Raw genomic sequence first — 13,233 nt, 5'->3', positions numbered from 1 at the left:
GCAACGCCGCATTTCGCTCACATTTGCATCACATTTATTTATCATAATTTTGCTGATCAGCTAATAGTCAATTTTGGCGCAAACAGAATGACAGCAACATCTGAAAAAATCATCCAGCCACGTGAATGGCACAATCTATCTGCATCTAAGGTAGCTCAACATTTAGAGGCAAATCTAGAAACAGGTTTAACTTCAGATGAGGTGGTAAAACGGCAAGAACGTTTTGGTGCTAATGAACTTAAGGGTAAACGTGGAACTAGCCCAGTATTAAGGTTTTTGTTGCAATTTAACCAACCGTTATTGTACATTTTGCTGATTGCGGGTGCTATCAAAGCCTTAATCGGACAGTGGGTAAATGCTGGGGTAATTTGGGGCGTAACCCTAATTAATGCGATTATCGGTTTTATTCAAGAATCAAAAGCCGAAAGTGCGATCGCAGCCTTAGCTTCTTCAGTCCAAACTAATGCAACTATCCTTCGCAACGGCCAAAAGGTACAAGTTTCCTCAACGGAATTAGTACCTGGGGATTTGGTACTACTCACTTCTGGCGATAAAGTACCAGCGGATTTACGTCTGATCAAATCCCGAAATCTGCAAGTGAATGAATCAGCACTCACAGGTGAGTCAGTCGCTACTGAAAAAAATACACAGCCATTGAATACAGATACAGCCTTAGCCGAACGTCTCAATATGGCTTATGCTGGTAGCTTTGTAACTTTTGGTACTGGTAGTGGAATTGTGGTGGCCATTGGAGAAGCCACGGAAACCGGGCGCATTTCCCAACTTATTGAGCAAGGAACGAGCCTGAAAACTCCCTTAACTCGAAAATTTGATAAATTTAGCCGTACCCTGCTGTACATTATTCTCGGCATCGCGGCGTTGACATTTGCCGTCGGGTTGGGATACGGCAATACCTGGGCAGAAATGTTTGAAGCGGCTGTTGCCTTTGCTGTGAGTGCGATTCCTGAAGGATTGCCAGCTGTAGTAACTGTGACACTAGCAATCGGGGTTTCGCGGATGGCGCGACGAAATGCGATCGTTCGGAAATTGCCAGCGGTGGAAACTCTTGGCGGTGCTACAGTCATCTGTTCTGACAAAACCGGGACGCTAACTGAAAACCAGATGACTGTACAAGCAATTTATGTAGGCGGTGAACAATATACGGCCACTGGTACGGGATATGCGCCAGAAGGAGAAATTTTATTAGATGAACAACCAATAGATTGGCAGAATCTTCCCGCTTTAGCAGAATGTCTGAAAGCCGGTTTGTTATGTAATGACTCGTATTTAGAACAAAAGGAAGGACAATGGCAGGTTTTTGGTGATCCGACAGAGGGAGCATTGATCGCTGTTGCTGATAAAGTTGGACTGAATCGCAATAACTTAGAAGCCCAAATGCCCAGGCTTGATGTCATCCCATTTGAGTCTGAGTTTCAATATATGGCAACTTTGCATGAAGATGGGAGTAGAGAAAATTCTTCACGAGTTAAAACTATTTACGTTAAAGGTTCGGTAGAGGCAATTCTGAAACGTTGTCAGCAGATGTTAAATGCTGAGGGAAACCTTACCTCTGTAGATCCAGAAACCATACATCAAGAAGTGGATGTGATGGCGAATCTTGGTTTACGGGTGCTAGCTTTTGCGAATAAATCTGTATCCAATGCTCAAGATTCACTCGATCATGCAGATATCGAAAAGGATTTGGTTTTCTTGGGATTGCAAGGGATGATCGATCCGCCCAGAAGTGAGGCTATCAAGGCTGTAGAAGCCTGTCAAAATGCTGGGATTCAAGTCAAAATGATTACAGGCGATCATGCTGTGACTGCAAGAGCGATCGCTCAAAGTATGGGCTTTAATAAAAATGGTGAAGTTCTCGCTTTTACAGGCAGTGAACTGGCTCAAATGGAGCAATCAGAACTGGCTACAGCGATAGAAGATGGGGCAGTATTTGCCCGTGTTGCTCCAGAACAGAAACTTCGCATCGTTGAAGCCCTGCAAGCTAAAGGAGAGGTTGTTGCCATGACTGGGGATGGTGTCAATGATGCACCAGCCTTGAAACAAGCAGATATTGGTATTGCAATGGGAGGTACTGGTACGGAAGTAGCCAAAGAAGCCTCAGATATGATTTTAACTGATGATAACTTCGCCTCAATAGAAGCTGCGGTTGAGGAAGGGCGGACTGTTTATCGAAATTTGCTCAAAGCGATCGCCTTTATCCTACCCGTTAATGGTGGCGAATCGATGACGATTTTGATTAGTGTATTATTTGCCAGAGAATTGCCCATTTTATCTTTACAAGTTTTGTGGCTGAATATGGTTAATTCCATTGCCATGACAGTACCCTTAGCCTTTGAGCCAAAGTCTGAACGGGTAATGGAACAATCACCACGCAGCCCCCGCGAACCGTTACTTTCTAAAAGTTTAGTCAAGCGGATTCTGACAGTTTCTCTCTTCAACTGGATTTTGATTTTTGGTGTATTTGAATGGATACGACAAACTACAGGAAATATCGATTTAGCCCGAACAATGGCAATTCAGGCTTTAGTCGCTGGGAGAGTTTTTTATCTTTTGAGTATTAGTCAATTAGGAATGGCTCTAATTAATACGATTCGGGGAGTCAGACAGACATTTAGTGATGCATCGGCAATGGGAATTGGTATCGCTACTACCATAGTTTTACAGATTATTTTTAGTCAGTGGAACTTAATGAATAGCTTATTTTCTACTGCTCCACTGAATTTAAACCAATGGTTAATTTGCTTCCTTATAGGATTGCCAATGATTGGAGTATCAATTATAGTAAATCGTTTTGATCCTCTCAACTGATTTAAGTAAGTCGGCGCAATTAAGGCAAGAGACGCGATAAATCGCCGTCTCTACAATCATCAGACGGCGATTTATCGCGTCTTTATGATCTCAGGCACTACCCATAAGTAAAGGGTTGTGGCGTTTACTCGAATCACTCGCTTTGCTTGCCAATCACCCATATCAAAGCTGTGGGAAACAATGCGAGTGCCAGGTTTCAATTCTTTTAATAATTTTGGTCGTAGTTTGAAGTTAACATCGGGTAGCAGGTAAAGCGTTACTACTGTGGCTGGTTTTAAGTCAGTTTCAAACAGGTTTTGTTCCAGGAAATCGACGCGATCGCTTACTCCTCCTTTTTGAGCATTAGTAAGGCTTTCTTGTACAAGTTTGGGATTAATTTCTATACCAACAGCACTACGCGCATTATATTTCTGCACAGCAGTAATGGGAATTCGCCCATCACCGCTACCTAAGTCATAGACTACATCATTGCTGTTAACTTCTGCTAGTTTTAGCATAGCGTCTACTACTTGTGGTGGTGTTGCTACATAAGGTACATCTGCTCGGCTTCCTTGAGATTGAATTATCACCGCAGACTCTTGTTTTTCTGCCTCAAAATTTCGTTCTAAGGTGCAACCAGCAACACTAAATACGGCACTAACTCCAGTAATAAATAACAATATATATTCTTTATCAATCATGATTTTGATGCTTGTCAAAAAAACATGAAAAAATATTCTTAATTTAAAATTGCGCGTTCATTTAAATTTTTATTTCCAGTCGGTTCTGTAGTTTCGATGGGACGGTTTTGTATCCAAGCAAACAAGGCTGCACCACCTATTAAAATTAGAGTGATACTTGTGACAATTTGCAGCATAATACTGTAACGCATAATAAAATTTTAGATTTTACAAGGTTTAGAAGCCGAATATTGAGGAGTTAAACAAGGTTGAAATGTTCCATGTGAATGTTCGTCGGTGGAACTTGAAGTTGATGCAAGGCCATTTCTACTTGTTCCATCATTTTTGGCGATGCACAGATGAAGTATTGCCGTGTTGCACGTCGTTTAGGTATGTAACGTTGTAAAAGTTCCTTGTCTACATAACCACTTTCTCCTGACCAATCTTCTGCTGGTTCTTTGAGAACATGGATAATAGTCAAGTCTAACTTTTTCTTCAGTTCATCCAGTTCTTCACGAAATGTAATGTCTTCCCAATTCTTGCTAGCGTAGATTAACAAATAAGGGCGTTCATCTCCTCGTTCAGCATGAGTAATCAACATACTGATCATGGGAGTAATGCCGATACCTCCAGCAATGAGAACAAAACCGGAGGTGTCTTCGTAGCGATCGGTGGTAAACACTCCATAAGGGCCATCTAAGAAAGCTTTGGTTCCGGGTGAGACATCTTTAATAGTGTTGGTAAAGTCTCCTAAAGCTTTGATACTGAACTCAATCTTTTCTGTGTTGTCGCCATTGGAAGACATCGAAAAGGGATGTTCTCGCATCCGAAACGGAGAAATTTCGAGGGTAATCCAAGCAAATTGACCAGGCTGGAAGCGAAAACCTTCGTGTCCTATGGGTCTAAGTGCGAGTGTCCAAACGTTACCGACTTCGGGGCGTACTTCCTCTACTAGATAAGGCTTTTTCAGCATTAACCAAGGTTTTACCAAACGCACATAAATTAGTAACCAGATAGCAGTAAGTGCGATCGCAGTCCATAATACTGCTTTCCAAAATAACCCTAAATAATTACCCACACCGATAGCGTGTCCCAAACCCAAGCCAACTGTTAAAACTGCCAAAATTCCATGAAGAGTCCGCCAAGGTTCGTAAGGAATCTTCAGTTGTTGTCGCCATACGCTAGTAACAACCAGCGTTATTAACGCCAAGGTTGCTAAAACAGCCATTCTGGCTCGCCACGGTGCTGTAAAAAAGTTCAATAATTGCAGTGTTTCTGGCTGCACTACGAACAAAATCAACGGATGAATCAGGACAAAGGTAAACGCTACTAGTGAGATGTAGCGGTGAAACTGAAGAATGATATCAACGCCGTAAGAGGCTTCAATCCGATTAATCCGGGCGGTAAGGGCAAATTGCAATGCCATCATCGCCAAAGCAATGAAACCCAATGCAACCGACAAGTCGATCCAAAACCCTCTTCCTGTCAGGGGAGGATAAATGAGTAAAATTAGCAAAGGTAACAGGGTGATGAATATATACGCCCCAATCCAACCAAATGCGATCGCAACCGGACTATGCATTAACAAACTTTTCATCATCCACCTCCTCTAAGTCTGTTGCTATGAGGGGCGCATCTATTCACTTTTGACCAGTTCACCACATTCCACCAGTTATATAAAATTGCTAAAACCGTTGTATTCGCTTCAGGTAATTGAAGCCACAAGTCTTAATAGAATTGAGTTAATGATTGCTAAAGTAATAGAACCTAGCAAAGCGCTCCAAAAGCCATGACGTAATCTAAAACCTGGGACAATTAAAGCCGATAATCCAAAGATGATGGCATTTAAGACAAAGAAAAATAATCCTAAAGTAAGGATAATGAATGGAAAGGTAAAAAATGTGAGAATTGGCAGCAAAACAGCATTCAAAATGCCAAACACTATAGCAGAAATGGCTGCTTTACCAAAACCATCTATTTCTATTCCCAAAAATGGCAGCCTAGCAATAATTAAAAAGCTAACAGCAGTGACTAACCAAGTAATGATGAAACCTATCATCATGAACCTCCTATTTTTTAATTAACTTTTCTCTTGCTCCAAAATATTGGAAGACCCAATTTTTTTCTTTTTTGTAATGGCTGGTAATCACAACAATCAATTGCTGCTTTTGTGAAAACAGTAGAAGGATTTACCGCACATTTGAGATAACTGTTTTTTGAAAAAAAGTGACAATTTTGACAGGGAGAGCCATCTAAATTATTTAGCTTATTAGCCTGCTCGGATAGTTTGAGTTTATGAAAAACAACTATCCCACCCATTATTAACAATATAAAAGGAGCCAAAATCAGAGATGGTTCTGAAGCTATTATAGCACTTGTCTCCTCTATATTAAGCTTCTCTCTATTACGCTTTTCTCTACTCAAACTTGCTCTAGATAGGTTTGTTTGACTGTTGAATAGAGGAAGATTTAATTGGGCTGGTATATATTGTCCTAAAATTTCATTTACTGACATATTATTTACCTCTTATTCAATTTGATTAGTCCTGTTGTATTAGTCCTTTAGAGAAAATTTAATATAATCACAAATTAGTTTAGTAGTTAAACATTCCAACTGATTTATTCAATCTACAAAAAGAATGTGATCAGAAAGTGACAGTAAGGCAGTAATTTTATTTACACTAAAATAACGCACACAACAAACTGTACAAAAAGCAGCATGTGTATAATCGTTAACTGAACCGTATTGGTATATGAATACTTAAGACGAGATGAATTCCATTACTGCTATGATTCACGAGAGGATTCTTTTTATTTGGGCTTTGTCTCTAGCTCCTTTGCCATTTCAATTACTAATTGAGATTGTCTCAGTTTTAGCGGCTTTCTCGCTTTGTATGCGTTGTTTAGGTTGTGGTTTAAACTGCGATTGATTTTTATTTAACTTGATAACTGATAAGTTTTCTAATATCTTCAGGAGATAAATTAAGTAATTGAGCAGTCATGACTTCTAATATCTTAACTTCAGTGAATGGCAGCACAAAATTCAATTTTGTTAACGCATTATTGGTAGTTCTAACCTCAAGAAAGCTAATTCCTTGCTTTTTTTCAATTTCAACTTTGATTGCAGTCAAATTTAGGGGGATTTTTACCTGTATTTGTTGATTAGGTTCTAGCTTTTTGATTTGAGGATACAATCCTAATTGTTGTGCGATCGCTACTTCGGGAAATTTAGAGTTGGGAATTTCTAGCTCTAATCTTTTAAGCATGGAGTTTGCCGTTATTATTTTAACTTGAGTAACCTGATCTTCTTGGTCTATATTTATATCAATTAGTGTAAAATTCAGCGCAAGTAAAACCTGTGGTAGTGTATCAGCTTGCAATTTATCTGGCGTTCTGTAAGAGAGACTTAATAATTGCTTTGTTAGAAAATCACTGCCAGCCCAAAAAGCAATTCCTACAAATAGCAAAGGCAAAGTCAATAGTAAAAGTTGTGGACGCAAATCAGGCATATTTTTTAATATATCAGTTTATAAATAATCTTAATGCCAATTCTATATGAGTCTGTGCTTTATTCATGCAGAGGAAATCCCCTGCGGTAATACCATTTCACTTTAGTAATGATACAAAGACGTGGGTAAGGGTAAAGCACATTGCTCATTGGTGTCAACTTAACGATATCGCCAAAAATATTCAGTCTACTTCAGTAGACTTTAGCTATGAGCCAGAGAATTCATTCTCTGGTGGGTTATGAAGCCCGCAGCGAAGCTATTTCTAGCTTAAGTTGACACCAATATGTATCAAGATTTTCGTGAAATGGTATAAGCCGTTTTGCGTAAGTCCTACTAAATTTTTTTATAGTCGCGAAGCGATAGCAGGGTTTATAACTACCCATTGGCAGATATACCTTATTCCTTATGGAGAATAATCTAAAAGTTAAAATCTCAAATTAGATAGAAGACATAGAGGTAGTTAACTTATCTAATTTTAAAAGAGAGTTGATGATTTTATGGCAAGGCTTGACGCTAAAAAGTTTTATGCGAATTTTACTAGTAGAAGACGATTTTGAACAATTAGAACCATTACAAGGTATTCTATCCGAGGCAGGATATATTGTAGATGCTGCGGAAGATGGGGAAATTGCACAGTGGCTAATTTCGCAAAAAGATTATGATCTATTAATTGTGGATTGGATGTTACCAACAATTAGTGGGTTGTCTCTGTGTCGCCAGTATCGTCTCTCTGGTAAAAATGCACCAGTATTGATGTTAACTGCTAAAGACACCACAGCTGACAAAGTTATGGGTTTAGATGCAGGAGCAGATGATTATCTAGTTAAACCTGCTGATTTGGTGGAACTCTTAGCACGAGTCCGTGCTTTGGGACGAAGAGTCCCTAATTGGCAGGGGTATAGCTTACGTATAGCAGATTTACAATTGCATTTAGCTGAATTAAGTGTAGAACGGAGTCAGGTAAAAGTAGAATTATCTCCACGTGAAGGACAATTACTAGAATACTTGATGCGCCATCCCAATCAGGTTTTAACTCGTAACCAGATTGAAGATGCTTTGTGGGAGTGTGGTATGGAACCAGAAAGTAATGCTTTAACTGTGCTAATACGCAAGTTGCGCCAGCGCTTGCAGCTATTGGGTGCAGGAGACTGGATTAGAACAGTTTATGGTATGGGTTATCGCTTAAATCCACAAGAATAAAATTAGAATTAGGCAGTAAAAACTGGGAGAGTGAGAAGAATCAGAAGATTACCAATGACTACTTATGTTTAATCGCAGCCGTCGCAATCTTGCAAGTTGGTTCACCCTAACAATGGGCAGTATTCTAATTATATTTGCGGCGGGAGTTTACTATTGGGAAGTGATAGATAAGTTGGAGGAACTAGATCGATTACTTTATAAAAAAACAAGTTTGATGGCAGCTAATGTTAAGTTGGAGGTGCATAATGGTCAGCGGCAGTTAAACTTAGAATATGTACCATTGTTGGGAAGTATGGTACAACCATTGCCGGATAGTCAACTAGTGTATGCAAGTTGGTACGATGAGCAAAAGCAACTTGTACAATTTTTTGGTACGATTCCTAGCGATCGCCTTTCAGTGTCAGGTGGGTTTGATACGATCAAAACTGATAGCAAAGTCTGGCTACGTCAGGTAACGTTGCCTGTTTACCAAAATGGTTTATTAATTGGTTATTTACAAGCAGCAATGCCGATGACGGCTACTGAAAACGCTTTAGCTGAATTCCGTATGGTTTTGGCTATCTCAGCGCCGATTACTCTAGCTGTGATTGCTCTCACGGGTTGGTGGCTGGGAGGACTGGCAATGCAACCAATTCGCCACAACTACGATCATCTGCAAAGGTTTACAGCTGATGCTTCCCACGAATTGCGATCGCCTATGACAGCAATTATTAGCAATGCTCAATACGGCTTTTTATCTAAATCTACTGATATAGAGTTGCAACGTCAGCGCTTCCAAAAGATTTATGATATTGCTAAGTCAATGAGTGTTTTAGTAAATAATCTGCTATTTCTAGCACGTTATCAAGGTAAATTACCGACTGAATCCTTACAATTAATTGACTTAAATAATTTACTTTTACAGATAACAGATGATTATGCCACCCAACCAGATGCACTACATCTTAATTTAGTTTCCAAACTGCCAAATAATAGTATAACTGTCCTTGGTGATGCTGACTTGCTCCGTCAAGTAGTTATAAATTTACTTAATAATTCTTGCAAATATACTCCTGCTGGTGGTCAAGTTCAATTGCACTTATTTACTCAATCACGTTGGGCTATAATCCAAATTATAGACAATGGTATTGGTATTCCTGAAGCTGATTTACCATATATTTTTGAGCGTTTCTATCGAGTGGATAAAAAGCGATCTCGTCAAACGGGAGGATTTGGTTTAGGACTAGCGATTGCTCAACAAATAATTCAAGCTCACAGTGGTAAAATTAGTATTAAGAGCGTATTTAAAGAAGGTACAACTTTACAAATTGCTTTGCCTTTAAAGTATATTTAATAAAAAGTCGGTGGGAAACTCCATCCCCGCAAGTGACGTGGAGTTTTTCATTAAACATCGTGATATTCAGGTAGTTCAAGCTAAAATAATCATTCTCCGCAACCCGCAACCGTTCAGGAAAGAGAATACAACCAATGCCTAACCTCAACCTCATTTCAGAATATAAAAGCTTTGGTGGCAAACTCGGTTTTTACAGTCATCACTCCTCCATCTGTAACGGTGAAATGCGCTTTTCTGTCTATCAACCACCACAAGCAACTCAAAAACCTATGCCGATTCTCTATTTTCTCTCTGGATTAACTTGCACAGAAGAAAATTTTATGGTGAAGGCTGGGGGAGTGCAGGGGATTGCATCTGAGTACGGTTTGATGTTGGTTGTACCAGATACTAGTCCGCGTAATACTGGCATTACAGGTGAGGATAATGACTGGGACTTTGGCACGGGTGCGGGCTTTTATGTTGATGCTACAGAGGAACCGTGGTGTCAACATTACCAAATGTATAGTTATGTCGTCCAAGAGTTACCTGCTTTAATTACCGCAAACTTCCCTACCCAACCTGATAAACAAGGTATTTTCGGTCATTCGATGGGGGGACACGGGGCGCTTGTCTGTGCAATGAGAAATCCAGAACTCTACAAATCAGTATCAGCTTTTGCACCTATTACTGCACCTATGCGTTGTCCTTGGGGTCAAAAAGCTTTCAGTGGTTATCTTGGCAACAATCAAGAAAGTTGGCGTGCTTATGATGCTAGTGAATTAGTTAAAAAAGTCGGATATCACAGTCCAATTCTTATTGACCAAGGCACTGCTGATAAGTTTTTAGCTGAACAATTACTGCCAGAAGTGTTTGAGAAAGCTTGTGCAGATGTTAACCAGCCGCTAAACTTGCGTTACCAAGAAGGCTATGACCACAGTTATTATTTTATCGCTAGTTTTATTGAAGATCATATCCGTCACCATGCGATCGCTTTATTAAAGTAGTTTTTATCTATTTAGATCCCACATTTCTACAGGATTCTTATTTAATTTTTGACAAAACTACAACCAAATATGGTAAGTAGTCGGGCACAATTAAATTCATTGGTGGATGAATAATCGGCTTTGTTGCACCACCAAATTGAAAATTTGGTGGTGCAACAATTCCTGCGCCGGTCTGAATCCCCGACTTATAGCGTACTCTGTAAGAGTTGCAAGCTACGCTTTTAGCGTCTCGTAGAGAAGCGTTAGCGAGTCCGCGATAGCGTAGCGCCTTGATTCTGACTCCTGAATTCTTCTTCAATGATTTTAGACCTTAATAGCGGCCACCGCCACCGCCACCATAGTTTCCTCTTCTACCACCAGAGGAACCTCCATCTGTTTTGGGCTTCGCTTTATTAACTTTTAAGCTCCGACCCATCCACTCGGCATTATCCAGGGCTTCAATTGCTGCTGTTTCTTGGGCGTCTGATTCCATTTCTACAAAACCGAAACCTCTGACGCGACCTGTTTCTCGGTCGATAGGCAATTGAACATTTTTTACAGTTCCGTATTCTGCAAAGACGTGCCGGAGGTCTTCTTCTTTAACCTCATAAGATAAGTTACCGACGTAAATTGACATAGAATGTCTCCAGAATCAGGGGGTGTAGAGATTTAGATCCGGAGAGGTCTGTAATACAAGTATATATAAAAACAAACTATACAGCCGAATTTAATCTTCTATGCATATTTTAACATAAATTGAAAAGTTATGTTCATAAGCAACAGTATACTTATTTGTTGATGTTAAGAGGATGTTTGAAAAGTTGTTTGTGATGTAACAAAGACTTGTATAAATTCGATTTGATTTCTGAATCACTCGTAGAGGTAAGGGACTGGGGATTGGGGACTGGTAAGAAGGAATAAAGGTGTACTGAGTTTTGTTCAAAAATCAACCTACGAGCGATCGCACTCAGTTTGAAGTCACCAAATAATTTCAATCACTGAACTTATTTCTATCTAAATAGTATTAGTAATTTTTAAATTTTATTCACTCAAAATTTCGAGATAGTGCAATTAAATAAAACCAGTGCGATCGCTTCTAACGTAAAATTAATCTCCATCCAGCAATTGCTAACAGCTTGACGCCCATGTTTTGCGACTACCTGATCCAAATTCTAACTGCCCGTGTATACGATGTTGCCCAAGAAACACCACTGGAGTATGCTCCAAATCTGTCTGCGCGGCTGAATAATCAACTCCTGCTGAAACGTGAGGATATGCAGTCAGTATTTTCCTTTAAACTGCGGGGTGCTTATAACAAAATGGTGCAACTGCCACCAGATATCTTGGCACAGGGTGTAATTGCAGCATCAGCGGGAAACCATGCTCAGGGAGTCGCCCTTGCAGCCAATCGCTTGGGAACCAAAGCAATTATCGTCATGCCAGTAACCACACCCCAAGTCAAGGTAGACGCGGTTAGAATGAGGGGCGGAGCAGTGGTGTTACATGGAAATACCTACGATGATGCTTATAGCTATGCCCGTGAATTAGAAGTAGAAAAAGGATTGACCTTTATTCATCCCTTTGATGATCCTCATGTAATTGCTGGACAGGGAACAATCGGGATGGAAATTCTACGGCAATATCAGCAACCCATCCATGCAATTTTTGTCGCAATTGGAGGGGGCGGATTAATTTCGGGGATTGGGGCTTATGTAAAACGGTTGCGTCCCGAAATCAAAATTATTGGCGTTGAACCAGTAGATGCTGATGCGATGTCTCAATCACTCAAAGCCGGACATCGGGTGCGTTTGTCCCAAGTGGGGTTATTTGCTGATGGCGTGGCGGTGCGGGAAGTAGGTGAAGAAACCTTCCGTTTGTGTCAGCAGTATGTAGATGAAATTATTCTGGTGGATACAGACGATACTTGTGCTGCAATTAAAGACGTGTTTGAGGATACACGATCGATTTTAGAGCCAGCCGGTGCATTAGCGATCGCAGCTGCCAAAGCCTACGCCGAACGAGAGCAAATCGAGGGACAAACCTTAATTGCTGTGGCCTGCGGTGCAAACATGAACTTTGATCGCCTCCGCTTTGTGGCAGAACGTGCAGAGTTGGGTGAACGCCGCGAAGCGATCTTTGCAGTCACAATTCCTGAGCAACGGGGAAGTATTCGCCAATTTTGTGAATGTATTGGCAACCGGAATCTGACCGAATTTAATTATCGTATTGCTGATGAAAAAACAGCCCATATTTTTGTAGGTGTACAAATTCAAAATCGTGCTGATGCTGCAAAGATGGTAGAAAACTTTGAAGCTCAAGGATTTAAAACCCTTGATTTAACAGACGACGAACTAACTAAATTACATCTGCGGCACATGGTAGGTGGGCACTCTCCCTTGGCTCACAATGAATTGCTCTATCGTTTTGAGTTTCCCGAACGTCCTGGCGCATTGATGAAGTTTGTTACTTCCATGAGTCCCGACTGGAATATTAGTCTTTTTCACTACCGCAACAACGGCGCAGACTATGGCCGAATCGTTGTTGGTATCCAGGTTCCCCCCCACGAGATGCAAGAGTGGCAAGCTTTTCTCAATAATCTGGGCTATCGCTATTGGGATGAGAATAAGAATCCGGCATACAAGCTGTTTTTGGGATAGGCGGGCTGGGGAAGAAGCAGGGAATAGGGTACAGGTTACAGAGTACAGATTATTCCCTATCACCTGTCACCTGTTACCTATCACCTAA

The 13,233-nt window shown here is 40.5% G+C and carries 13 protein-coding genes; 5 read left to right on the top strand and 8 right to left on the bottom strand.

Annotated features, from left to right (window positions below):
• The first annotated feature begins 87 nt into the window (after positions 1-87).
• The gene (locus tag RRG12_RS31260) at positions 88-2,826 is read left to right on the top strand and encodes a cation-translocating P-type ATPase (protein ID WP_420761881.1); all 2,739 of its coding nucleotides are present in this window, start codon (positions 88-90) and stop codon (positions 2,824-2,826) included.
• A gap of 71 nt (positions 2,827-2,897) precedes the next feature.
• On the opposite strand, the gene RRG12_RS31255 is transcribed toward RRG12_RS31260, so the two are convergent.
• From RRG12_RS31255 to RRG12_RS31230, 6 genes are all read right to left on the bottom strand, one after another.
• Entirely contained in the window at positions 2,898-3,506 is a 609-nt protein-coding gene (locus tag RRG12_RS31255) for a methyltransferase domain-containing protein (protein WP_420761880.1), read from the bottom strand.
• 38 nt (positions 3,507-3,544) lie between these two features.
• Positions 3,545-3,697 carry a hypothetical protein gene (locus RRG12_RS31250; protein ID WP_176726894.1) on the bottom strand — a complete coding sequence of 51 codons (153 nt, stop codon included), beginning with the start codon at positions 3,695-3,697 and terminating at the stop codon, positions 3,545-3,547.
• Between the two features lie 47 nt (positions 3,698-3,744).
• Positions 3,745-5,082 carry a ferric reductase-like transmembrane domain-containing protein gene (locus tag RRG12_RS31245; protein ID WP_176726893.1) on the bottom strand — a complete coding sequence of 446 codons (1,338 nt, stop codon included), beginning with the start codon at positions 5,080-5,082 and terminating at the stop codon, positions 3,745-3,747.
• Between the two features lie 108 nt (positions 5,083-5,190).
• Positions 5,191-5,544: a phage holin family protein gene (locus RRG12_RS31240; RefSeq protein WP_069068126.1), complete on the bottom strand. Its 354-nt coding sequence runs from the start codon at positions 5,542-5,544 to the stop codon at positions 5,191-5,193.
• 17 nt (positions 5,545-5,561) lie between these two features.
• Positions 5,562-5,999: a hypothetical protein gene (locus RRG12_RS31235; RefSeq protein ID WP_420761879.1), complete on the bottom strand. Its 438-nt coding sequence runs from the start codon at positions 5,997-5,999 to the stop codon at positions 5,562-5,564.
• Positions 6,000-6,417: 418 nt separating this feature from the next.
• Complete coding sequence (locus RRG12_RS31230) at positions 6,418-6,993, bottom strand: hypothetical protein (RefSeq protein WP_420761878.1); 576 nt, start codon at positions 6,991-6,993, stop codon at positions 6,418-6,420.
• Between the two features lie 525 nt (positions 6,994-7,518).
• Between RRG12_RS31230 and RRG12_RS31225 the strand changes: the two genes are divergently transcribed.
• The 3 genes from RRG12_RS31225 (at position 7,519) to fghA (ending at position 10,509) form a co-directional block, all read left to right on the top strand.
• Positions 7,519-8,193, top strand: a complete 675-nt coding sequence (locus RRG12_RS31225; protein WP_069074657.1) for a response regulator transcription factor — start codon at positions 7,519-7,521, stop codon at positions 8,191-8,193.
• A 64-nt stretch (positions 8,194-8,257) separates the two neighbouring features.
• Positions 8,258-9,526: a sensor histidine kinase gene (locus tag RRG12_RS31220; RefSeq protein ID WP_420761877.1), complete on the top strand. Its 1,269-nt coding sequence runs from the start codon at positions 8,258-8,260 to the stop codon at positions 9,524-9,526.
• A gap of 134 nt (positions 9,527-9,660) precedes the next feature.
• The gene (gene fghA, locus RRG12_RS31215) at positions 9,661-10,509 is read left to right on the top strand and encodes an S-formylglutathione hydrolase (RefSeq protein ID WP_069074630.1); all 849 of its coding nucleotides are present in this window, start codon (positions 9,661-9,663) and stop codon (positions 10,507-10,509) included.
• A 37-nt stretch (positions 10,510-10,546) separates the two neighbouring features.
• Here the strand turns inward: fghA and RRG12_RS31210 are convergent, their stop codons facing one another.
• Together RRG12_RS31210 and RRG12_RS31205 are read right to left on the bottom strand one after the other, a co-directional pair.
• Positions 10,547-10,807 (bottom strand): hypothetical protein, encoded by a 261-nt coding sequence (locus RRG12_RS31210; protein WP_069074631.1) that lies wholly within the window; start codon positions 10,805-10,807, stop codon positions 10,547-10,549.
• 12 nt (positions 10,808-10,819) lie between these two features.
• Positions 10,820-11,125 carry an RNA recognition motif domain-containing protein gene (locus RRG12_RS31205; RefSeq protein ID WP_069074632.1) on the bottom strand — a complete coding sequence of 102 codons (306 nt, stop codon included), beginning with the start codon at positions 11,123-11,125 and terminating at the stop codon, positions 10,820-10,822.
• Between the two features lie 508 nt (positions 11,126-11,633).
• Between RRG12_RS31205 and ilvA the strand changes: the two genes are divergently transcribed.
• Positions 11,634-13,145 (top strand): threonine ammonia-lyase, biosynthetic, encoded by a 1,512-nt coding sequence (gene ilvA / locus RRG12_RS31200; protein WP_069074633.1) that lies wholly within the window; start codon positions 11,634-11,636, stop codon positions 13,143-13,145.
• Positions 13,146-13,233: the final 88 nt, after the last annotated feature.

This window comes from Nostoc sp. CALU 546, assembly GCF_048836525.1.
Note: the sequence above shows the minus strand (reverse complement) of the source record. Positions and strands in the feature narration are given on the sequence as shown.